Origin of the sequence: Glaciimonas sp. PCH181, assembly GCF_003056055.1 — a bacterium.
Lineage (GTDB): Bacteria > Pseudomonadota > Gammaproteobacteria > Burkholderiales > Burkholderiaceae_D > Glaciimonas.
The window spans coordinates 1,395,829-1,419,649 of sequence record NZ_PYFP01000001.1 but is presented as its reverse complement, the minus strand read 5'-3'; the positions used below and the strand labels follow the sequence as shown (position 1 = coordinate 1,419,649).

Annotated in this window: 16 protein-coding genes and 3 pseudogenes; 14 read left to right on the top strand and 5 right to left on the bottom strand. The window is 49.4% G+C overall.

The genetic code is table 11. The features are described from left to right. The 8 genes from C7W93_RS06415 (at position 1) to C7W93_RS06370 (ending at position 12,609) form a co-directional block, all read left to right on the top strand. Entirely contained in the window at positions 1-975 is a 975-nt protein-coding gene (locus C7W93_RS06415) for a branched-chain amino acid ABC transporter permease (protein WP_108440512.1), read from the top strand. 93 nt (positions 976-1,068) lie between these two features. Then, a complete protein-coding gene (locus C7W93_RS06410) occupies positions 1,069-2,265 on the top strand; it encodes an alpha-hydroxy-acid oxidizing protein (protein WP_108439277.1) in 1,197 nt (398 codons plus the stop codon). A gap of 1,048 nt (positions 2,266-3,313) precedes the next feature. Continuing rightward, a complete protein-coding gene (locus tag C7W93_RS06400; protein WP_108439275.1) occupies positions 3,314-4,570 on the top strand; it encodes a VOC family protein in 1,257 nt (418 codons plus the stop codon). A 96-nt stretch (positions 4,571-4,666) separates the two neighbouring features. Further along, positions 4,667-5,674 (top strand): amidohydrolase family protein, encoded by a 1,008-nt coding sequence (locus C7W93_RS06395; protein WP_108439274.1) that lies wholly within the window; start codon positions 4,667-4,669, stop codon positions 5,672-5,674. A gap of 262 nt (positions 5,675-5,936) precedes the next feature. After that, positions 5,937-6,524, top strand: a complete 588-nt coding sequence (locus C7W93_RS06390) for a malonic semialdehyde reductase (protein ID WP_108439273.1) — start codon at positions 5,937-5,939, stop codon at positions 6,522-6,524. A 226-nt stretch (positions 6,525-6,750) separates the two neighbouring features. After that, positions 6,751-7,128: a DDE-type integrase/transposase/recombinase gene (locus C7W93_RS06385; protein WP_108439272.1), complete on the top strand. Its 378-nt coding sequence runs from the start codon at positions 6,751-6,753 to the stop codon at positions 7,126-7,128. Between the two features lie 961 nt (positions 7,129-8,089). After that, entirely contained in the window at positions 8,090-8,941 is an 852-nt protein-coding gene (locus tag C7W93_RS06375; RefSeq protein ID WP_108439270.1) for a 3-hydroxybutyryl-CoA dehydrogenase, read from the top strand. Positions 8,942-9,120: 179 nt separating this feature from the next. After that, positions 9,121-12,609 carry a pyruvate carboxylase gene (locus C7W93_RS06370; RefSeq protein ID WP_108439269.1) on the top strand — a complete coding sequence of 1,163 codons (3,489 nt, stop codon included), beginning with the start codon at positions 9,121-9,123 and terminating at the stop codon, positions 12,607-12,609. A gap of 519 nt (positions 12,610-13,128) precedes the next feature. Here the strand turns inward: C7W93_RS06370 and cynR are convergent. Next, positions 13,129-14,046 (bottom strand): transcriptional regulator CynR, encoded by a 918-nt coding sequence (gene cynR / locus C7W93_RS06365; RefSeq protein WP_108439268.1) that lies wholly within the window; start codon positions 14,044-14,046, stop codon positions 13,129-13,131. Positions 14,047-14,561: 515 nt separating this feature from the next. Here cynR and C7W93_RS06360 point away from each other — a divergent pair. Beyond that, positions 14,562-15,641: a porin gene (locus tag C7W93_RS06360; protein WP_108439267.1), complete on the top strand. Its 1,080-nt coding sequence runs from the start codon at positions 14,562-14,564 to the stop codon at positions 15,639-15,641. A 125-nt stretch (positions 15,642-15,766) separates the two neighbouring features. On the opposite strand, the gene C7W93_RS06355 is transcribed toward C7W93_RS06360, so the two are convergent. Beyond that, entirely contained in the window at positions 15,767-16,006 is a 240-nt protein-coding gene (locus C7W93_RS06355; protein ID WP_108439266.1) for an SDR family NAD(P)-dependent oxidoreductase, read from the bottom strand. A 138-nt stretch (positions 16,007-16,144) separates the two neighbouring features. Between C7W93_RS06355 and C7W93_RS06350 the strand changes: the two genes are divergently transcribed. Together C7W93_RS06350 and C7W93_RS06345 are read left to right on the top strand one after the other, a co-directional pair. Then, positions 16,145-17,029 carry an AraC family transcriptional regulator gene (locus C7W93_RS06350; protein WP_108439265.1) on the top strand — a complete coding sequence of 295 codons (885 nt, stop codon included), beginning with the start codon at positions 16,145-16,147 and terminating at the stop codon, positions 17,027-17,029. A 130-nt stretch (positions 17,030-17,159) separates the two neighbouring features. Further along, positions 17,160-17,357, top strand: a pseudogene (locus tag C7W93_RS06345) (transposase); the annotation flags it as partial. A 235-nt stretch (positions 17,358-17,592) separates the two neighbouring features. Here C7W93_RS06345 and C7W93_RS06340 read toward each other — a convergent pair. After that, positions 17,593-17,894, bottom strand: a pseudogene (locus C7W93_RS06340) (GntR family transcriptional regulator); the annotation flags it as partial. A gap of 404 nt (positions 17,895-18,298) precedes the next feature. Between C7W93_RS06340 and C7W93_RS06335 the strand changes: the two are divergent. Next, positions 18,299-18,535 (top strand): hypothetical protein, encoded by a 237-nt coding sequence (locus C7W93_RS06335; RefSeq protein WP_201747169.1) that lies wholly within the window; start codon positions 18,299-18,301, stop codon positions 18,533-18,535. Positions 18,536-18,721: 186 nt separating this feature from the next. Here the strand turns inward: C7W93_RS06335 and C7W93_RS06330 are convergent. Beyond that, a pseudogene (locus C7W93_RS06330) lies at positions 18,722-19,039 on the bottom strand (IS481 family transposase); the annotation flags it as partial. Between the two features lie 59 nt (positions 19,040-19,098). Next, positions 19,099-20,151, bottom strand: a complete 1,053-nt coding sequence (locus C7W93_RS06325) for a flavin reductase (RefSeq protein ID WP_108439264.1) — start codon at positions 20,149-20,151, stop codon at positions 19,099-19,101. Positions 20,152-20,464: 313 nt separating this feature from the next. Here C7W93_RS06325 and C7W93_RS06320 point away from each other — a divergent pair, with 313 nt between their 5' ends. Together C7W93_RS06320 and C7W93_RS06315 are read left to right on the top strand one after the other, a co-directional pair. Further along, entirely contained in the window at positions 20,465-21,262 is a 798-nt protein-coding gene (locus tag C7W93_RS06320; protein WP_108439263.1) for a TatD family hydrolase, read from the top strand. Positions 21,263-21,268: 6 nt separating this feature from the next. Continuing rightward, positions 21,269-23,773: a DNA internalization-related competence protein ComEC/Rec2 gene (locus tag C7W93_RS06315; RefSeq protein WP_108439262.1), complete on the top strand. Its 2,505-nt coding sequence runs from the start codon at positions 21,269-21,271 to the stop codon at positions 23,771-23,773. The last annotated feature ends 48 nt before the right edge of the window (positions 23,774-23,821 follow it).

The following is a 23,821-nucleotide window of genomic DNA, read 5'->3' as shown; positions in this document are numbered from 1 at the left end:
ATGAATAATAAAATCGGGTACGGTGTCGTACTCGCTGCCGCCGTATGCGCACCCTTCTTTCTATATCCCGTCTTTCTAATGAAGGTGATGTGCTTTGCGCTGTTTGCGTGTGCCTTTAATCTGTTAATTGGTTTCACGGGATTGTTATCATTCGGCCATGCTGCTTTCTTTGGTGGTGCTGGCTATATCACAGGCTACGCGATCAAAAGCATGGGTCTGCCCCTTGAAGTATCTATAATCCTAGGAACAGGTCTTGCCGCTTTCATCGGTTTATTGATGGGAAGTTTAGCCATACGGCGGAAGGGCATTTATTTTACGATGATTACCTTGGCGTTGTCGCAGATGTTGTATTTCGTTTTTCTGCAAGCCCCGTTCACTGGAGGAGAGGACGGATTGCAAGGAGTTCCACGTGGCAAGTTGCTGGGTATAATTGATCTCTCCAACGACATGGTGTTGTACTACCTAGTGCTGGCGATTGTAGTTGCTGCTTTTGGGCTAATCGTACGTGTCGTCCATTCACCTTTCGGCCAAATATTAAAAGCAATTAAGGAAAATGAGCCGCGAGCGGTTTCCCTCGGCTACGACGTAAACAAGTATAAGCTGCTCGCGTTTGTGCTTTCGGCTGCGTTGGCAGGCTTGGCGGGATCTACCAAGACGCTCGTGATCGGATTCGAAACGTTAACTGATGTCCACTGGAGCATGTCTGGTCTGGTGGTACTGATGCCACTTGTTGGTGGCTTAGGCACTCTCGTCGGACCGGTCATTGGCGCTATTATTATCATCACACTGGAAAACAAGCTAGGTGATTTTTGTAGCTTCCTAGCACGGATGACCCATATTGAGTGGTTCAATACACTTGGCCAATCAGTGGATATTGCGACCGGTCTGATTTTCATTGTTTGCGTACTGGCCTTCAGACGCGGGATTGTCGGCGAAATTTCGGCCCTATTTAGGCATCCCCCTGCATCCTCATAGGCTTACTTAAGCCTTCTTTAAAAAATCGTGAGATTTGCGATTATCGGTTCATGGAATTACATGAAAAGCGGATGTTAATAGAAAGGGAAATGTATGATCAACGAAAAACGCCGTAGAGTCATCAAGTCCCTCACGGCTGGCTCCGCGTTGGCTGGCATTGCAGGGCAAAGTATCTTATCGAAGGCACTTGCCGCAGAAACCCCGCATGCCATATATACAGATGGTTACAGTGCAGGAACAGAAGTAAAAAGATTGTTACTGAACGACCTTATTGAAATAGAGGGTATGGCGTCTAAGATTATTCCTGCTGGCGGATTTGGCTACATCTCGGGCGGAGCGGGCGACGAATGGACTCTACACGAGAATCGCACTGCATTCGGGCGTAAACAAATCATTCCGCGTGTTCTTACCGGTAAAGGACCGGTGGACCTGAAGTCCCAGATTTTTGGTATTCCACTTACTTCTCCGATTATCGTGCCACCGATCGGTTCGCATGGTTTGGCACATATCAGTGCAGAGGCCGGCACAGCGATGGGCGCAGCTGCTGCAGGAACGATCATGGGCGTGAGTACAGTTTCGACACTGAATCTAGAGCAAGTGGCTGCAGCATCCAATAGTCCTAAATGGTTCCAACTGTACATGATGCAGGATATCGGTTTTAGTCGCGAACTGTTGCAACGGGCAAAAGCCGCAGGGTACAAAGCCATTGTATTGACCGTTGATACCACCGCGACGGGGAACCGGGAGGCTGATGCCCGTAATCATTTCAAATTTCCACTTCAGTTCGGTAACCTTACATCTGGAGGTGCTGGTGGGAGTATCCAGCAACTCAACAGTGCTTTCGCGATCACGATAGATCCGAAGGTCATCGAATTTGCCATCAAAGAAACGGGATTGCCGGTTATTGTCAAAGGTATCGAACACCCTGATGATGCGCGCATTGCCATCGATGCCGGTGCTGCCGCAATCCAGGTGAGCAATCATGGCGGTCGGCAGTTGGACGGCAGTCCTGCAACATTTACGGTATTGCCCAGTATTGCAAAGGCGGTCAATCGTCGCGTCCCCATAATATTTGACAGTGGTATTCGTCGGGGACAAGATGTTTTTAAGGCTATTGCGTCTGGTGCGGATGTCGTTGGGCTGGGACGCCCGGTCATTTATGGCCTGTCTCTTGGCGGCTGGATGGGCGTACAGTCGGTATTCGAACTCATTAACAAAGAACTGGCAATGGTGATGCAGCTTGCTGGCGCAGAGACGATCGAAGACATCAAACACATTGCATTAGCTTGATTCGATAAAAATTACTTTCAGCCGAAGGTATCAACAAAGGACGGTGCTGATGCACTATGTGTGATGCTACCGTTGAATGACGCGTCGTATTCTTCTGTGGTGCAGGTACGACGCGACGTTTGTCCAGTCGAAGTACATCAGAACGCCCGTTTCCGACATTAAACAAAAATGCGGATAGTGAGCGACCTTTCACTTGATCATGTTAACTTCTTGGTCTGATCGATTTTTAACCTGCCATAGCCCTTCTTTCGGAGATCGTAACTTCGCTCTGAAATACCCACGCCCCTAAGGGGCTGCACAAGAACTTTAACCCGGGCAGTGAGAACTTCGGTGTGCCGAAATTTGCGCGATTTGTTCTGGTTTGCGATGTTTGATTGGCAGGATTTCCACCTTAAAAAAATGCTGAACTTGTGAAATTCTCTCTCATCGACGGGAGTGCTTACTTCGTGACATATCAATTTTAGAGTGCCCATTTTTACAAGTTAAAAGCATTGTTTCCGCGTATCCAAACCCAAAACATATTTTGGTCTGAACCTGATAGTACGCCGTATTGAATACGGCGGATCAGTGAAACTGTGGCACGCGAATATTGTTCGCCAACAATACCTCCTTTGCGCTGAGGCTGAGGCAAAACAAACGCCGAATGGTGCCGCTTTTCAATTCGTACATTCTGTCAGCATGCGATTTGTAGAGTAGATGGATTATGTGATTTTTCAATTAATGGAATAGATAAGAGCCATTTTAGTTATATGGTCCAATCCGTTATAGTCAGTTTCATAGCAGAATCTGATATTACTTTTGTTCTAAGAAAATTTGAGGATGATGGCTATCTTCAAAATTTATACATTTAAACAGAACATCATTAAATATTGAATTTCAAAAGTGTTGAGATCATTACCTTACCGCTGGCATATTTACCCGTGCAACCGCTTCGGGATGTTTGTTAATAGTAAAGAATAGTAAAGCTCTACCGTACCTCGATAGAACTCCCATATTTAGGGGGCGTTTTTTCCTTTTCAATTAAAATATCTGAGACTCAATATAGATCATGTCAAACCGAACTAAATTGGAGCTGGACTCCTTAACGACTGCAGATGAACTAAAGAATGTTGTCGGCGGCGTGCGCCTTGATAGGCCATTTTGTATCAGACGCCTTGGGCACTTTGGCATTAGCGTTGACGACGTTGCCGCATGCCTCCCGTTTTACACGGATGTGTTGGGTTTTGCAGTCTCAGACACTCTTGACTTTAATCAATTTTTTGGACTAGACGAAAATGTGGTTGGCCCTGGTATCGGGTATTTATTACGACATGGCGCTGAGCATCATTCCTTTGCGCTGTTTCCTAGGCGGCAGATGATGGCAATAGCTGAGCCTTCCGCCGACATGCTAGACATTACGGTGAATCAAATAACATGGCAAGTGGGCAGTTTGCGTGAAGTGGTCGACGCGTTTCCATGGCTCGCTCAGCAAGGCCTCGACATTGTTAGGCAGGGCCGGGACACACCGGGATCCAACTGGCATTGTTATCCTCGTGGATTCGATGGGAATATTAATGAGCTCTATTACGGCATCGAGCTGATTGGCTGGAATGGTCGCAGCAAGCCACAAGAAATCTACTCCTTGACGAACGACGAACTGCCGAAGCTTCCGTATGTTTCAGAAGCAACTGAAGTTCAACAGGCAATGGCAAAAGGACTTGATCTAAATACAGGTGTTTTTTGGAAAGATCGGGAACCTGCAAATTATGATGTGGGGGGTATTCTGCTTTCCCGCCCATTTAAAGTCACCCGTGTTGGCCCGGTGCGTCTTTTCGTAAAGAATATGGCTCGCGCAGTACACTTTTATAAGGACGTGCTGGGCCTAACATTAACGGAAGAGATAGTTTGGAGCGGTCACTCTTGTTATTTCCTGCGCGCGAACACGGAACATCATTCTATTGCGTTGTACCCGATTGCGATACGCGAAGAGTTGGGCCTTAGTCCCGAAAACACCCTAATGGGATTCGGTCTGCAAGTCGGAGATTATGCTCAACTGCGCGACGCCGTGATTTATTTGAAGAAGCGCGGCGCAACCATTCGCTACTTACCTCAGGAGTTGTTTCCCGGCATTGACTATTCTGTCCTGGCACTCGATCCATCAGGGCATGCGGTGCATCTCTACTATTGCATGGAGCAGATCGGTTGGGACGGCAAGCCTTGCCCTAATGAACTGCGCGTTAAGTTCGATAATGAAAACTGGCCAGAGACGGTTGAACTTCGGGCAGATACGTTTCGTGGCGAAGCATTCCTAGGGCCGCTTGGATGACCCCTGCGTTGAAGGCCGTGGTCTACGATTAAGTCGGGACAAACGCAAAAACAAAATTTAGCAGTAGATGAACTAAAGCATAAAGGAGTGCAAACAATGAAAATCGATGTATTCAACCATTTCCTTCCAAAAAATATTTACGAAAATCTTAGAGAAATCGCGCCGCATATCACCATACTCGATCAATTTGCGCATTTGCCCACACTTTGGGATATTGATGCACATCTGCGTTTAATGGATGAATATGATGGCTACCAACAGGTCTTGTCGTTGTCGAACCCTCCGATTGAAATGTTAGGAAGCCCGCAACTCACACCGGAATTGGCACGCCGTGCCAATGATGGATTGGCAGCTCTTTGTAAGAAATACCCCGAGCGCTTTCCCGCTTTTATTGCATCGTTGCCTATGAACAATCCAGAGGCCGCAGTCAAGGAAGCTGAGCGCGCGATCAATGAACTGGACGCACGCGGTATTCAGATTTTCACCAATGTGCTGGGCAAGCCACTCAGCGCTCCAGAGTTTTATCCAATATTCGAGACGATGGCGAAGCACGATTTGCCAATTTGGGTGCATCCAATGCGCGGGCCTAATTTCGCAGACTATGCTAGCGAAACCGTCTCTGAAGCCGAAGTTTGGTTTACCTTTGGCTGGCCATATGAGACCAGCGCGTGTATGGCCAGATTGATTTTTTCTGGCCTCTTCGATAAGCTCCCTCAGCTAAAAATTATCACTCACCACATGGGCGGCATGATCCCATATTTTTCGGAGAAAATCGGCCTGGGCTTCACGCAGATTTTCGACGGAGATGTCGACCGAAATCCATCCGCAGAACGAGCAGGATTGAAGAAACAGCCGATTGAGTATTACCGAATGCTATATGCAGACACGGCGACGAATGGATCGCTTGCGGCCATGCGTTGTGGCCACGACTTCTTCAAGACCGATCACTGTCTGTTTGCAACCGATGCACCGTTCGACTCACAGGGCGGACGAGGTTTGATCGGTGGAACGATTGATGCAGTAAATGCGCTGGATATATCGGAGCTGGAGCGTTCGTGCATCTTTGAACACAATGCCAGAAAACTGCTTAGGCTTGATAAATAGCGCGCAAAACGTCAAAAGCCGCTATTTGAAAACATCATAAAAATTTATATAGGTTTGGATTGTAGGCCGCATGCGGAACTTGGTGGAGAAGAGATTATATTGTCGCCAAGAATTACGAATGGGGAGGAGGATATCTGATCGTTTGATATGGTCTTCTCATTCAACATTAATATGAATAATGATTTCACCTGGATATCGATCGGGTCTAATTTAACAGTAAAACGGCAACATCAATTATTAACCCAATTTTAAAGAAATTATCATGACAATCCTCTCTGATGCCGCACTTGATCAGCTGTTTCGGACGGCACGCACGCACAACGACTGGCTGGATAAGTCCATCCCGGTAGAACAGCTTCATGCGTTGTACGAATTAGTAAAATACGGGCCAACGTCGGCCAATTGCAGTCCTGCAAGGTTTGTTTTTGTCAGCTCTGAACAAGGGAAAGATAAAATTCGTCCAACGCTTGCTCCGGGAAATTTGGCTAAGACCATGAACGCGCCGGTTACGGTCATTGTTGCATATGACTTAGAATTTTATGAAAACCTTCCTAAGCTCTTTCCTCACACTGATGCAAAATCATGGTTTGCCGGTAAAGATGCATTTATTCAATCTACGGCGGAACGTAACTCGGCACTACAGGGTGCGTATCTGATAATGGCCGCCCGCTCGCTCGGTATTGACACAGGCCCGATGTCAGGTTTCGATAATGTAAAACTGGACGAGGCCTTCTTTTCTGGCACAAAAATCAAATCTAATTTTCTTGTGAATTTGGGCTATGGCGATACATTAAAGATTTTTGCTCGTAGTCCGCGCCTGAATTTTGAAGAGGCGGCAAGCATCGTCTGATGAGAGTATATCTTGGGGTCTGTTGACCGGATTTGTCGCGTTAAGCAAAGCATCGTTTCGCTCAAGTGGGCTACTGGCTCTGAAGAAAAGAGGGAATCGAAATGCAAAATATCAAAGGGATGTGATTTTCGATCGTTCGTCGATTAATCGCTGGGCGAACAGATTCTTTGCTTTGTTGGAAAAAGGACTTCGCAAATACAAGCATCCGGTTGGTGGAAGTTGGTGAATGAATGAGATCTATATCAAAGTTAAATGCGTTTGGAAGTATTTCTGTCAGGCCGTTAACAATGAAGGTAATACGGTCGATTTTCTATTGACAACCACGCGGGCCAAAATGGCTGCCCAACGTTCTTTTGACAAGCCTATACAGGCTTACGGTATCCCTGAAAAATTTGCGATGGATAAAAGCGGTGTCAATAAGGCAGCGATTGACAAGATCAATGCTGACCAAGAAATTCTCATAATAGTTCGGCAGGTCAAACACCTCAACAACATGGTCCAGCAGGACCATCGCGCTATCAAGCGCGTGACCAAGCCGATGCTCAACTGTAAATCATTTCGGGCTGCTAAAACGTCCCGGCTAGCATCGAACTCATGCACATGATTCGCAAAGGGCAAATGATCGTCACTGCAGAACACTCGGTGTCTTTTGCCGACCAGTTTTATATTTTGGCAGCACAAATTCGTTCAGTTTGAAAGTGCAACAAAAACCTGCTAACAGTTCCATTTATCTCTGCTAATGCGACAGAACCTACAGGATTAGGGGTCTTGCTCCACTTCCATCCTTAGTACAGGCGAGGTCGATAGGTATTTTTCTCAGGCCGCAATCTCAGAATAGGAAACAATTAGTCTCCAATTTCGATTTCAGTAAATAACTAGAAGGCGCTTCAACGCAGGTCATATCCTTTGCACCAATCTGTGCGCGGATCCAATCTCTTTGGGCGTTAAGCGTTTTCTACCTATTTGGGTAGCAAGCAAGAGGATTGGCAGCAATACGATGCCAGTGCATTGATGGAACAAAGGAACACCTATCTTTTCTTTGTTTTATGAGCAGTCCCAGGTATATGAGTATGTACTAAGAATGATTTTCCCCGATAAAACTGTGAAAGCTAGAGCAGGTAACAATGACTCTACAGATGGACCAAACAGCATCGATATTATAAAAAAAGCAGACGAGGTATTTATCATCGAATTCAATTGCTCCGAGAAAAAGAACGTTTACGGGGGAAATGATCTGGAAGATTTGTTGAAGAGAATTCCCGAGAGAATGCAGAATTCTCTATATGCATTCCTGGTCGCGATCAGCCATGCAAGCAAACCAATCAACTGCGCCTTATTGACGCACAGATTAGAACGGAGGCATCCATGTTTTTGCACTTCAGGCAGCACCCGCGGCATAGGAAACATTTTCTGCATTTTGGGAAAAGCGCTCACCTGATTTTGCGCAGTTTATTATTTCTGTCTGATTTTATGCGGGAGCATGGGAGGCCTCGATACAGCGTGCTAAGTGCGAAACTAGCACACGATAATGATTAGGTTTAAAACAGTTCGAAATGGGGGAATAAATGAAGATAGAAGCATTAGGAATCATCGGCGCGGGTCAAATGGGAAGCGGCATCGCGCAGGTCTCTGCCGCCGCAGGTATTGACGTCATTATTTACGACCTGAATGCATCGTCGGTGGAGCGGATGGTTTCATCGATCGAATTGAACCTGGATCGGTTGGTTGCCAAAGATAAGATCAGTTGGCAAGATAGAGACGGCACGCTTGCCAGGATCGTAGGCACGACAGATTTAGCTCCGCTCGCCGGTGCTGATTTCATTATTGAAGCAGCCACTGAAGACGTCCGGATCAAGCAGTCGATATTGCAAGATGTCGGCCAGATTAGGAAGGCGGAGTGCATCATCGCCTCTAATACGTCCTCGGTTTCCATTACTAAACTTGCAGCGACGTTGAAAGATGCACCGAACTTCATTGGGATGCACTTTTTCAACCCCGTTCCGGCCATGGGACTTGTCGAAATCATCCGCGGTATTCGGACCAGCGATCATGCCGTGGCGGTCACGATCGAGTTTGCCAAAACGATCGGCAAAACGCCAATATTGGTTAACAACTCTCCCGGTTTCGTCGTGAATCGAGTTCTCGTGCCGATGATCAATGAAGCTATTTTTCTGCTTCAAGAAGGCGTTGCCAGCAAAGAGGCGATTGACGCCGCGATGACGATGGGCGCAAATCATCCGCTTGGCCCACTAAAATTGGCAGACCTTATAGGCCTTGATACCTGCCTCGCCATTATGACCGTATTGCATCGTGATTTTGGTGACTCCAAATATCGCCCAGCGAAGCTTTTGCAGGAGATGGTCGATGCCGGCCAACTCGGAAGAAAGACAAGCCAGGGTTTTTACACGTATCAATAAGCGCCAACTAAGACTGAGGTTGAACTCAGCAATGGTTCTGCAATGACGATTGAAGTTAGCGAATCAAATTGCTCATTCCCTGCGTTCGCTTTGTTAGCCGCAGTATATAAAAAGAATACGCAAATGAAATACCGTGTTGTAGAGGGTTTTTCGTAATAAAATTTGAAGCGAGTTTTTTAATGATCCAGAAACACCAAAATCATCGTCCCATCCATAAAATACTAGTCGCTAACCGCTCCGAGATTGCCATCCGCGTCATGCGCGCAGCGGCTGAACTTAATATTCGGACGGTAGCAATTTACGCCGCCGAAGATCGGTTTGCACTGCATCGGTTCCAGTCGGATGAAAGTTATCTGGTGGGTGAAGGCAAGAAGCCAGTAGCTGCTTATCTTGACATCAAGGACATCATTCGCATCGCAAAGGAAGCGAAAGTAGATGCTATCCATCCCGGTTATGGATTCCTATCGGAAAATCCCGATTTTGCCGATGCCTGTGCAGCCAATGGCATTGCTTTCGTCGGTCCAAAATCTGAAGTTATGCGCACTTTGGGTAATAAGGTCGCTGCTCGCAAAGCTGCCGTCTCCGCTGGGGTGCAGGTGATGCCAGCTACCGGTGCATTACCATATGAAATCGAGGACACCAAAAAACTTGCTGCGAAAGTCGGTTATCCGCTAATGCTGAAAGCCAGTTGGGGTGGCGGCGGACGCGGTATGCGCGTGATCGAATCCGAGGCTGACCTGCCGTCTCATCTGGAAATGGCCCGACGCGAGGCGCTGGCGGCATTTGGCAATGACGAGATGTATCTGGAGAAACTGGTGCGTCGCGCGCGCCATGTTGAAGTGCAGATCTTGGGCGACCAGCATGGTAATTTGGTACACCTGTTCGAGCGCGATTGTACTGTGCAGCGCCGCAACCAGAAGGTTGTCGAGCGTGCGCCTGCACCCTACCTGAATGAGGTGGACCGCACAAAATTGTGTGATGCTGCATTGCGATTGGGGCTAGCCGTCAACTACACGCATGCAGGTACCGTCGAATTCTTGATGGATGCCGACACTGGCGAGTTCTATTTCATTGAGGTCAATCCACGCATTCAGGTTGAGCATACAGTGACCGAGCAGGTCACAGGTATCGATATTGTCAAGGCGCAGATCCGCATCTGCGAAGGGGCGATGATCGGTTCACACGTAACTATTGAGGGGATACCTTTGGCCGGTGTGCCACCGCAAGCGGAGATCCGATTGAACGGTAATGCACTGCAATGCCGTGTCACTACAGAAGATCCCGAAAAAAACTTTACGCCGGATTACGGTCGCCTGACCGCCTATCGCAGCGCAGCAGGTTTTGGCGTACGGCTCGATGGCGGCACAGCATATGCCGGTGCGATCATCACGCCTTACTACGATTCGTTGCTGGTCAAAGTTACAACCTGGGGGCAAACTTCGGACGAGGCGATTATACGAATGGATCGTGCGTTGCGGGAATTCCGCATTCGTGGTGTATCGACCAATCTGCAGTTCCTGGAGAACGTGATCAATCATCCGGAGTTCAAGTCGAGCGAGTGCACCACCCGCTTTATCGACAGCACGCCGGAACTGTTCAAGTTCGCTAAACGCCGCGACCGCGCCACGCGCCTGCTTCGCTTCGTCGGCGAGGTGGTAGTTAACGGTAATCCAGATATGAAAGGACGCACCAGTCCTGAAGGCATCTTGCCGCATCCAATTCTGCCGATATCCAGTCGCTTGGCACCGATCCCGCTTGGCAGCCGTGACAAGTTGTTCGAACTGGGACCGGAAAAATTCTCGGAATGGATGCGGGAACAGCCGCGCGTTTTGCTGACTGACACTACCATGCGCGACGCGCACCAGTCGTTGTTTGCGACCCGCATGCGTACCGCCGACATGCTAGCAATCGCGCCGTATTATGCGCGCATGCTGCCTGAGTTGTTTTCGCTAGAATGCTGGGGCGGCGCGACTTTCGACGTTGCGATGCGCTTCCTGAAGGAAGATCCGTGGGATCGTCTGTCGCAATTGCGCGAGCGCGTCCCAAACATCTTGTTCCAGATGTTGCTGCGCGCATCCAATGCAGTCGGCTATACCAACTATCCGGACAATGTGGTGCAGCATTTCGTGCAACAGGCGGCTAAGGGCGGGATTGATGTGTTCCGCGTATTCGATTCGCTGAACTGGGTCGAGAACATGCGAGTGGCGATGGATGCGGTGCGCGAAGCCGGTGCGCTGTGCGAAGGCACCATCTGCTATACCGGCGACATGCTCGACAAGGGGCGTCCGAAGTACGACCTCAAGTATTACGTCACGATGGCGAAAGAATTGGAACGCGCCGGCGCCAACATTCTAGGGATCAAGGACATGGCTGGCGTGTGCAAGCCAGAAGCGGCGCGCATGTTGGTCAAGGAGCTCAGGCAGGAGGTTGGCCTGCCGATTCATTTCCATACCCATGATACCAGCGGCATCTCGGCCGCCAGCGTGCTGGCAGCAATTGAAGCAGGCTGCGATGCGGTCGATTGCGCGATGGATGCGATGAGCGGCCTAACGTCGCAGCCGAATCTGGGCTCGATTGCGGCAGCGCTTCGGGGCAGCACGCGTGATCCGGGGTTCGAACACGATGCGATGTTTGCGATTTCTCAATACTGGGAAGGCATACGCCGTAATTACGCGCCGTTCGAGGCAGTCATCCGTTCTGGTACGTCGGACGTGTACCGCCATGCGATGCCCGGCGGCCAATATACCAATCTGCGTGAACAGGCGCGTGCGATGGGCCTGGCCCATCGCTGGGCCGAAGTGTCACAGGCCTATGCCGATGTCAACCACTTGTTCGGGGACATCGTCAAGGTTACGCCAACCTCCAAAGTAGTTGGTGATATGGCGTTATTTATGGTTGCCAACGATTTGACACCGGACGATGTTTGCAATCCGGACAAGGAAATTGGTTTTCCACAATCGGTAATCTCGATGTTCAAGGGCGAACTCGGCTTCCCGCCCGAAGGCTTCCCGAAAGAATTGGAACGCAAGATTTTGCAGGACGAACAGCCGCTGTCAGGCCGGCTTGGTGCCAGTCTGCCGCCAGTCGACTTCGACATGGTGCGCAGTCAAGCCGAAAAAGCGGTCGGTCGCGCTATCAGCGAGCAGGAGTTGTCTTCTTATCTGATGTACCCGAAAGTGTTTTGCGATTATGCCGAACACCGCCGCCACTATGGTGATGTCAGCGTGCTGCCGACCCCAATATTTTTTTACGGCATGCAGGATGGGGAGGAAACCTCGATCAACATTGATCAGGGCAAGACCCTAGTGCTGCGCTTGCAAGGGAAAACCGAGGTAGTAGAGGAAGGCCAGGACAAGCTATTCTTCGAGCTCAACGGCCAGCCGCGCCTAGTGCGCATCGACCGCGCCGGGGCCGTCAAAGCTGCCATCCACCCGCAAGCGGAAAATGGCAATTCGCTGCATCTAGGTGCGCCGATGCCCGGAATGGTAGTGACCGTTGCGGTCAAGGTTGGGCAAAAAGTGTTAAAAGGGGAGCCGATGGTGTCGTTGGAAGCCATGAAAATGGAAACCATGATTCGTGCTGAGCGCGATGTGGTCATCAAGCGTATTCACGTGAAGCCCGGTACGGTTGTCGCGGCGAAGGATCTGTTGATCGAATGGCTGGAGTGAGCGAGGGTGGGCGGGTAGCAGCATAGCATTCCTGCGCCGCCCCCCTCAGAACCGTGCTTGCGACTTTCACCGGACATGGCTCAAGCACAGTAAAAGCCTCAATACCGAGGCCGATTTCATGGAAAAGTTTCCCTATCCACTAGTCTTCGCCGGCGTCACCGCCTGATTCTCATTGCGGAGACGTAGAACCATCCGTTTTGCGGATAGTTGCTTCTCTTGCTGAACCTGGGTAGTGCTCATTGAGCACTAGTAGAGTCTTCACAGCCGTCCGACGACTGCTGCACCCGGTGGAAGTGGGCATGCTTTCAGATCGCGACAAATCCTGAATCGCGATCCAGACCGTTACAGTCCGGCCTTTACTTTTCTTGCAAGCCCCGGTTTTTGAGCTCCGTTAGGACGCCCAACCAGAATTTTGCACACTCATTCTTAGTTGCGTCGCACGCATGCCGTCCGCGAAGGGCGCCAGCGGTTCAAGCGCAGGTATTTAAATGACTTTAGCCACCGATCACCTTTCCTATCTTAAGGCTGGAACGGCAACATGGAGATGAAGTGTTCGCGTACCATTTGGGCGAAAGTTCGGGCTGCAAAAGTACGAAAACTATGTCGTGACCAGAGCAATGCGGATACACGCATAGGAACCGGATCCAATATCGGTAAGACATGAATGTTGGGTCGCTTCTCAATTGTTCCTTCCGGAAGAATCGTCGCCACATTAGTTTGTGACACAACGCCTAACATCACATCAATCGAGTTGGTCTCACAAACGACGTTCAACGTTGCCTTAGCCTGGTCAAAAAATTGATCGACTAAAGTCCGGGTTGAATACACGCGAGTAAAGAAAACCATCGGCTCGCCACTTAACTCGATAAGACGAACACTGGTCCGCGTCGCAAATTTATTGTTGTGGCCAACCACGAGAAAGAGACGCTCTTTGAGTAACGGCTCTAATTCGGTATCTTCAAGCACTGAAGGTTCAAACGCGATGCCAAGGTCAAGACTTCCGTTGGCCAATCGGGTCTCTATTTCCGATGCAGTCATCTCCTCTATGTTAAGTTTGATCGCCGGAAAGCGATTAATAAATTCTCCCAAAATGGGCGGAAAAAGCTTTCGAACGAAAGACTGGCTGGCGCCGATGTTAAGGGTCCCCCGCTGGAGCCCTTCTAGTTCGCGGAGCGCGATACAGCCTCCTTCCAACTCTCTAAGCGCGCGCGTCGCGAATGCCGCAAATACTTCCCCCGCTTCGGTAATACGGACATTTTTACCTGCTCGATCGAATAACGGCATTCCTATATGCGTTTCAAGTTCGGCGATCTGATGTGACAAAGTCGGTTGGGTCACAAAAAGCCGCTCTGCTGCCTTGGAGAAATGTAGTGTTTCGGCAACCGCAAGAAAATACTGCAATTGACGTAATTTGATTCCAGAATGAAAATTAATCATATTGAATCTCGGTCATTAACAGGCTATTGAAAAAATCCCCGCCCCTGTAAAAGAAGGTTACGGAAATACGTTATGCGGTCAGAGCGATTCTTCTTGAGAAATCAATGGTAAATCGGACGTCACGAAATTCTGTGCCACATCGATAAAAGCCGGCTAGAAACCCGTTTCCAAGTCTCACACGAGGTCGCGTCAAATTGCCTTTGAATCATCATTACTAAAATCCGAAAGTCTTCATAGCTTTTTTCAGCAGCCTATGAGTGCATTCAAATGTTCTATTAATTAAATAGAAATTTAGTATTTTATCTATTGATTGAAATTTCGTAAAGTGCGACCAGAGAGTACTCGCAAACAATCAGTTTGGGCATAAATGGGCTGGCTTATATTCAGAGTTCGCCATGTTCCCCACTACTTCCCAACCGAATTGTATGTTTACGAGGCCCTCGAGGTAGGCCTTATTTTTGGTTCTTGTTTGTCTAGCCAAAAACGCCGAAATACTAATAAATTAAGGAGATAAGATGAAAAAAACATTGATAGCGCTCGGTCTGATTTCTACCACTTACGGATCTTTCGCGATCGCTCAATCGAACGTGACGATATTTGGCATAGCAGACTTGGGGGTCAGTTCAGCTAAAAAAAATGGTGCCGATTCCAGCACCGTCGGTTTACAGCCAGGTGGATTGCAAACCTCCGCACTCGGCTTCAAAGGATCCGAGGAGCTGGGTGGAGGCATGAAAGTGAATTTTGAATTGTCCTCATTTCTAAATCTGGCAACGGGGACATATATCGGTGGCCAAACCGCTGCCAATCCATCAGGTACATTATTTATGCGTTCGTCTTGGGTTAATATCTCAGGCGACTACGGTGCGGTTAGCCTTGGTCGAGATGTCTCGCCGACCTATATTCCTACAATTCTGTTTAATGCCTTTGGTCCGGCTGTCAGCTATAGCCCTCTTTGGCATGCGACCTATTTTGATTTCGTGTTGAATGGAACCAAAGGACCATTCGGCGCGGGCGCTGGAAATGGATTGGTAGGCGATACCTCGTGGAACAACCAGGTGCGCTATACATCCCCTAAATTCGGAGGAGTTCAAGTCAATCTTAATTACGCTTTCGGCGGTGTCGCTGGTAAGAGTAATCAAGCCAATTATGGTGGCAACCTCATGTATTCCAATGGTCCCCTCGGTTTGGCAGCGTACTGGCAACAAACAAAACTGGGTGAGCCCGGCGCTGGGAATCCAAACGCAGTAACTGCTAGTACTCCTGCCACAACCTACTTCTTGGGTGGGAGTTATGATTTCGGTATTATCAAAGCGTTTGCTACCTATCAGGATGCTAAGCAAACCTCTACGGGTACAGATGCCAAGACTTACCAAGTAAGCACCTCAATACCTGCCGGAAATGGCAAATTCCTTCTTGAATACGCAAATACAAAATACGCTGTGGCCGCAAAGTCAACGACCATCGCACAATTGGCTATTGGGTACGATTACAATTTATCAAAGCGCTCTGAGATTTACATAAATAGTCTATACGGAACGCAAAGTAATTTATCTAGTGGTTATGCTGTTGGCGTCGGCATACGTCATTTCTTTTAATAAATTCAGTGGGGGGGGGGGCTAAAAATTGCTTCCCCCAAAAGGCTTCGGTTTGTCTTTCCATAGCTTGAAGTAGTAGTGGTACACCGCTGTCCTGCATTTGCACGCCGAGATCGGACACCTGCTTACCAGCCTCTTTCTGCCTGTACGTCGTGGCGAAACGCTAGAAATGAGGTTGTATCACCAACATCCAGCTTCAAAGCAACTGCCTTTCCGCCTGAGCTGTAAATTTGATTCACTACTTCGTCAGCCTTCGTTGATTGGTTGTTGTAGGTGAGGATGACACCAAATCCGCGACGAGCACATTCTCGCGCCGTACTTGCTCCGATTCCACGGCTCCCGCCGGTGATGATGACAACGTTCATTTAGAAGCTCCAATAATCTTTTATAAGAGCCTCCACGATATATATTGGTGTTAAGGTGGGCATGCCAATTCATGCCTCAAATCTGCCTAATCCTGTTTTTCGATTGCGTACTGCTTTTAGCTGATGTTTAATCGCAGTATGGATAATCAACTGAATGAGTTGCGTGCGCTGGCGGCGCATGCACAAAATCGACGTACCGAAACGGGCATTCCCCGTGTGGCGATGGTTCAAGGGACAATCCCGGAACACGAACTCGCAGCGGTTTATGACCCGATGATTAATCTCATTTTACGAGGTAGTAAGTTAATGACAGTGGGTGGGCGAACCTTGCAGTACGACCCATCAACCTATTTTGTTATGTCAGTAGACCTTCCTGCTGCAGGTGTAGTTCGTCCAGCAGATAATGGAGAACCATATCTTGCAGTAAGTCTGACCTTGGACGCGGGCATCATTGCAAATCTCCTTGCTGACTTGCCTAATACTGTAAAAAAAATTGATTATTCATCAGGATTTTCTGTTGCGAAGGTAACGCCAGAACTGCTGGATGCATGGGTTCGTATGCTTCGACTTATGAAACATCCGAATGATATTCCTGCGCTGGCCCCCGCTTATGAGCGTGAAATTCTCTATCGCGTCATAGAGGGGCCTATGGGATGGATGTTGCGCGACATTGCTCTGCCAGACACTGCTTTGTCTAAGGTCAATTTGGCAATCCAAATAATTCGTCGTGATTATGCTGAGCCTCTGCGTGTGGATGACTTGGCTGACAGCGCAGCCATGAGTGTATCGGCATTTCACCGTCACTTTAAATCAGTCACGGCGCTAAGTCCGGTTCAATATCAAAAGCAAATTCGCCTGCTAAAAGCTCGTACCTTGCTAATTTCTGCTGGCTACAGTGTTATAGCAGCAGCCTATGAAGTCGGCTATCAAAGTTCGACCCAGTTCAGCAGAGAATACTCCCGTCAGTTTGGACAACCTCCGGCGAAGGACGTAGTGAGGCTTGCTCTAACAATGAGGGCATAAACTCTCACGCAGTAATAGCTTTGGTATCTGACTGCTTTGGTTCGAGGCTGTGTGAAAACGCATCCAGCCAGTAAACTATTTCCAGATTTGGCGATCACGATACTTATCGTATAACTGATCGAGGTTTCCGATGAAACGCTTTGTCCAAGGAAAGGATCGTACGCAGGGCATCCTGCTACCAGAACAACTTGAGGATTATGTCACTGAAGATAATCCGGTGAGGGTGGTCGATGTCTTTGTCGATTCGCTGGACCTTGGATCACTCGGCTTCCATGGCGCACAACCTGCACGGACCGGACGGCCTTCTTATCATCCTGGTGTGCTGCTGCCATACGGGCATGAAGAAGGATATTTTGTCCGCGAACTCGTATCTTCAAAATAAGACTATGCCCGCAGCGACAAAAAACCTCCGGTAATTCTTGTTAGCTACAGTGATGATATTTCAAATTCTCGAACTCTTAGGAATTCGACTCAAGACACGTTTGATCCCGAGGATAGTGATTCTACGTTTTTACACGGCCTCGACCCATAGCGGACGTTGTGCTGCACGGCTATTCATGCTCGTCGAGGTTCGAGGTCAATTCGACTTTCGACGCGGCGACATAAGTGCCTCGAGCGCCGCGGCCCTCCAACAAGTTGCGGCGTCTGGCTTCGTCGTATGCGGGTGTGATCGTCGTCAGGTAGATGTCCAGCTGTGCTGCCAACTGGCGCTGCGGAGGTAAACGGTCGCCCGGTTTCAGCGATCCGTTTACCACCGCAGCCTTCAACGCATCCGCAATCTGCAAAAAACGTGGCCGCCGTGCACGGCCAATCGCGGCAACCAGATTGGCAAATTTTTATCTTGTATGGTTATCAACTGAGACATTTTGTCTCAATGTATGGAAATTGCTTTCAAGTAGAATGCCTTAGAACGGCAGCAAGATCATCCTTGCATGGCAGTCGCTGGACGTTTTCTCCTCTCTCATTTGCATTCGGCAAATCACTCCGCTGGATGCCATTGTTATTTCAAAGGTAGATGTAATGAAAGATTCAAACAGGATGCCTAGGAGCTTTGCCCTACCGGCTGATCTGGAACGCGCGATGGCACTCGACCATATTGGCCTGGTAAAGCGCGTCCGCACCTACGCCATACACATAACGGGACTTAGTTCTGACCTCATTCGTCATGACTTGCCCTTTGCCCAAAAATGAAGCTGCTGAAGCAGCGTTTTGAGGTAGTGCTCCTCACCATAGATAGTGTCAAGTAATAGCCCGGAAATACTCAAAATCATGGATTGGATCCCTATAGTCTTCATTGCATTCAAGGTTCTCGTGTTAGGCACGGGCATGTTCTTCGCCATCAAGTGGCATTACGATCAAGGGACGAAGGAGAAGGAGAGGGACATGCGCGCGGTGCTACGCGCGGGCGGCAAGATAGCCGCAGTCTTCGTGCTATCGCTTCTTGGCCTGGGTTTCGTCACCTTCGTCCTTAGCAGGATGCTTGGTTTGGACTTGACCTGGCCATGATGGCAAAGAATAGTCGGCCGATATCCAGTGATGCGGCAGCAATTCCCCGATGCGGTTATTGGGTAGAGACAGCAGGCGGGTCAGAGCTCGCCTCGACAAATAGCATCGGCATTGCTGCGGGACTATTAATCGGCAAGTCATAAGGCATTACATTGATGTGCTTCACAGCCGTTGCTCTGGGCATTTGCACGCATCGTCTTCCTGTTTCTTCTCCAGGGCGACCACTTGTGCCTCAGTGAGCACATTACCTGTTTGGGCGACATGCCGCTCTAAAGCCGATAAGCGCTTCTTGAACGATTCAAGATCACTGCGTAACCAAACAGATCGAACGCCAGACGGTGAAACGAAGATGCCCCGCTTACGCAATTCGTTAGAAACACGTACTTGGCCGAACGCGGGTTGCTCCAATGCAAAGGCAGCGACAGCTTTCTCCGTTGCTGCCTCAATACGATTTCTAAGATTGGGTTTCTTCCGGTTGACGTCGATCAACGCATCGACGCCACCGAACTAATACACCTCATCAATCAAGAAAGCCTCTTGCTGTGGCTTGATAAGGCACGTAATTACTCTTCAGATTCCAGTTTGTCATCCGGAATATTAATGAAACGGCGCAGCAGGGTGCGTAATGCAATCCCATCTACTGTGCCCATTTTTCCCATCATTTCGGTCTCGATTTGCGTTCCGGCATCGGCGATTTTTTGTGCCAATGTATGGCCCAGTTTGCTGAGATAAAACAGGTCGCTGCTGCTGGATTCATCCCGGTCGGCTGCAACCCGCAACAAGCCGCGTGCGGTCATGTCGTCTAGCACCGTAAATAAAGGTGAATGGCCCGCGTAGGCAAACAAACGATTCAGCTCGGCGAGACTGCGACCCTCGCGTGCGGCTAGAGTGTTGAGGACAAAAAATTCGGTATCGTTGAGGCCTTGCTGTGCGCCGTATTCACGTAACTTTCCGTATAGCTGAAAGTAAGCATTGCCCAGCAAATGGCTCATCGGGCTGTTGTTGACGATATGTGCGCCGGTGGTCGCCTTGATCAATGCTTCCGCCTCGTCGGCCAGTTCTTTGCGGGTGGCGATGGCGTAGTTGCCGCGTTGATAAACCAATGGCGGCACGTCGGAATGATCAAAATGCATCACCTCGCCGACCATAATAATATGATCGCCGCCATCGTAGCGATAGGCAGTTTTGCATTGCATGCGCGTGGTGCAGGCTGGCAGCAGCGGTACGCCGCCGAGTCCTTTTTCAATTTCAAGCCCTGCAAATTTAGCCACACCGCGTTTGGCGAAGCGATTCGCCAATGCATCTTGATCGTGCGACAAAATGTGTACGGCCCAATAATCGGCAGTCTCGAACACCGGTGCACTACTCGACGATTTGGCCAAGCTCCACAAGACCAACGGCGGATCGAGTGAGACGGAATTGAAACTGTTCGCGGTAATGCCGACATAGTTGTCTACGGCGGCATTAGCAGGCGCATTGTCACTATTTTTACCGCACGCAGTAATGATCGTAACGCCCGTCGTGAAGGTGCCGAGCGCATTGCGATATTCCCGTTGGTCGAATATTTTTTCCAGTGCTTCTTTAGTAGCTAGCGGGGATGATTGTTCTATTGCCATCTGATTTAGTTCAAGGTTTCTTAGATCAGCATGTTATCAGGCTTGCATGGAATTCACATGCAGGACTACTTCAAGTTTGCTGAAACGACTAAGGGGACGGCGACGGGCAGTGCGAATAAATGTGCGTCTGATACAGACCTGACAAGGTAAAAGCCATTATTTCAGAGAAAAATGGCGTTATTTACGACTATTACTTAAACGCACCGGCTATTGATCGATATTACCGCATGCTACGATAATAATCTGCCAATCTCTTACCAGTAATGGCATCCGCCATCATTTCATCAAAGCGCATCACGAATAGGAAATCCCCATGTGGATCGATACCCACTGTCATCTTGACGCCGCCGAATTTGCTGGCGAGCAGAGTCTGTTTGCGCAGGCGGCCGCGCAGCAACAGGTCTCCTGGATTGTCATTCCGGCAGTCGAGCGTGCCAATTTCTCCACCGTCGCCACCATCGCCGCCCAGCAAACGAATTGTACTTACGCGCTTGGGATACATCCCATTTTTGTTCCACAAGCGGAGGAGTCGGACTTGCTGGCCTTGCGGCAAGCCATCGTAGTCGCTATGAACGACCCTTTATTTGTCGCCATTGGCGAAATTGGTCTGGATTTTTTTGTGCCGGGTTTGGGGGAGGGGGTGCTGCGTGAAAAACAGGAACATTTTTACGTCGAACAATTAAAGCTTGCCCGAGAATTTGATTTGCCGGTCTTGCTGCATGTACGACGGTCGCAAGATACCTTACTGAAATATTTGCGCAGGATTAAGGTGCGGGGCGGCATTGCCCACGCCTTTAATGGCAGCTTTCAACAGGCAGAGGCGTTTATAGGACTTGGTTTCAAGCTGGGTTTCGGTGGGGCGATGACATTTACCCGCGCCTTGCAAATTCGACGACTGGCGACAACCTTGCCGTTAGAGGCGTTGGTGCTGGAAACCGATGCGCCGGATATATCCCCAGCGTGGCTGCATCCACAAAAAAATACCCCCGCACAAATTCCGTTGATTGCCGCAGTCATGGCAAATCTGCGAGAGATTAAAATGGATCAACTAGCCGAGGCAACGACTGCTAACGCTGGCATAGCGCTGCCACGATTAGCGCTGCTTACGTAAGCGCGGATGCGATGTATCGTCATTGGCTTTTTGCTTGGAGTAAGTTTCTTACAGACGCAAGCCCGGTTACCGTCAGCGTTATTAGTTTGTATTTTGTTGTTTGCGGCGATCCTCGCAGGATTGCTGGCGACTAAATGCAGTCGTCGATTTTTGACTTTTTCTGCGTTAATTGCAGTCGGTGCCATCCTCGGTTTTTGTTGGGCAGCGCTTTACGCGCATTATTATCTGCAACAAGAATTGCCAGTGGAGTGGGAGGGGCGCGACGTTACGGTGGTAGGCACCATCGACAATCTTCCGACCTATTTTGAGCAGGGTGTACGGTTTGATTTCTTGGTTGAAAAAGTATTGCCGCAGAATGGCGAAAGTCCCCCAATCCCTTCAAAATTGGCGCTCTCCTGGTATCGGCCCTTCAAGCGCGCTGGCAAGTCGGTCGGCAATCTGAATTCAGCTGACCAATCGCCTCAAACTAGCCAAATTGGTCAAATTGAACCCGGCGCACGTTGGCAATTAACCGTCCGCTTAAAACGTCCGCATGGCAACGCTAATCCCTATGGCTTCGATTATGAAGTCTGGCTGCTAGAACAAAATCTGCGCGCGACCGGCTACGTTCGTACGCCATCGATATCCGCGGCCAGCGTAGATGCAGCATTGAACAATCGGCAATTAGATCGCTTCGTGTTCAGTTTCGGCCATCTGGTTGAGGCTACGCGTGGATGGGTGCGGCAACGGATGTTGTTGGCATTGCCGGACAAAAAATATGTCGGCATCTTAATTGCACTAGTCATCGGCGATCAGCGGGCAGTGAATCAAGATCACTGGACGGTATTCAATCGAACCGGGGTTGGCCATTTAATTTCTATTTCAGGTCTTCACATTACGCTAATCGCAGGGCTTTTCGCGGCCATGATGTCAGCCTTGTGGCGACGCTCATTTTTTATGGGGAATAGTTTCTCGCTATTTCTGCCAGCACAAAAAGCAGCTTTATTGGCGGGCGCAACGACAGCGCTGTTATATGCGTTGCTGGCCGGTTTTGGCTTGCCAGCGCAGCGTACTTTGTACATGTTATTGATGGTGGCTCTTGCGCTGTGGACTGGTCGCATTTCCAGTGTTTCTCATGTCCTGTGCGCTGCTTTATTTGTAGTGCTGTTGCGCGATCCGTGGGCGGTGCTGGCACCGGGATTCTGGTTATCGTTCGGTGCGGTGGCGATGATTTTGTACGCCAGTGTAGGGCGCACCAAACCGCTGGAAGATACTGCATCACTATTGCCTGCGAAGCCCGCCAGAACCTGGCTTTCGTCGCTGACGTCCAGCGCCTATACCCAATATGTGGTGACCATCGGATTGGTGCCGCTGACCATTTTGTTATTCGGACAAATATCGTTGGTCAGTCCAATCGCCAATGCCATCGCGATTCCGTTAGTGGGTTTGTTGGTGACGCCATTGGCGTTGATCGGCAGTTTGTTGCCTGCGCCGTTATCCGTTTGGGTGCTGATTGTCGCGCATACATTGGTTGAATGGCTGGCGCTCGCGCTGATGTGGTTAAGCAGCTTTCCGATGGCGGTCTGGCAAGCGCCATTGCCGCCTGCATGGACGTTCGTGGTTGCGATGATCGCTACGCTTTGGTTATTGGCTCCACGCGGATGGCCGTTAAGATGGTTAGCGTTGTTCGGTTGGTTGCCATTGCTGTTGCAGTCAGAAACACGACCAGCGGCCGGAGAAATGGTGGTGACGGCCTTTGATGTAGGCCAAGGAATGGGATTGTTGATCGAAACCGGGCAGCATCGCTTGCTATACGATACTGGCCCGTATTATTCGCCGGGTTCCGATGCGGGCAGTCGCGTAATAGTGCCTTACCTGAAAGCGCGTGGTATCAACAGGCTCGACACCGTGGTGATCTCGCATTCAGACAACGATCATTCGGGTGGTGCGTTATCGGTATTCGATGCGATAGATGTAGGGCGCGTGTATTCATCATTACCGCCCAATCATCGGATTGTCGCCGCTGCGCCCGCGCACACGCGCTGTCAGGATGGGCAATCATGGAGCTGGGATGGCGTGCAATTCGATATGCTGTTTCCTGCTGCCGAAAATTACACAGAAAATGATCGCAAAGCAGGGAAGGCAAATACGATGAGTTGTACGTTAAAAATTACGAATGGCGCTTATTCGATTTTGCTGCCCGGCGATATCGAGAAAGCCCAAGAGCGGCAATTAATTCTCACGCATGCCGATAAACTAAATGCGACCGTCCTACTTGCGCCGCATCACGGCAGCGGCACATCTTCTACACTTGGATTTTTGCAAAAAGTCGATCCGACGATTGCGCTGTTTCAGCTCGGTTATCGCAATCGCTTTCGGCATCCCAAAGCGCAGGTATTGGAGCGCTATCAACAACTCGCCATCGACAATTATAGAAATGATCAGTCAGGCGCGATTATTTTGCGCTTTGGAAGTACGTTGGATGTGACGGCGTATCGTCAGCAGCATCAGCGCTATTGGTATGGTCGTTGAAGCAGCATTGATGCGTGACCGGGAATGCAACGAGCGTTCAATATGGGT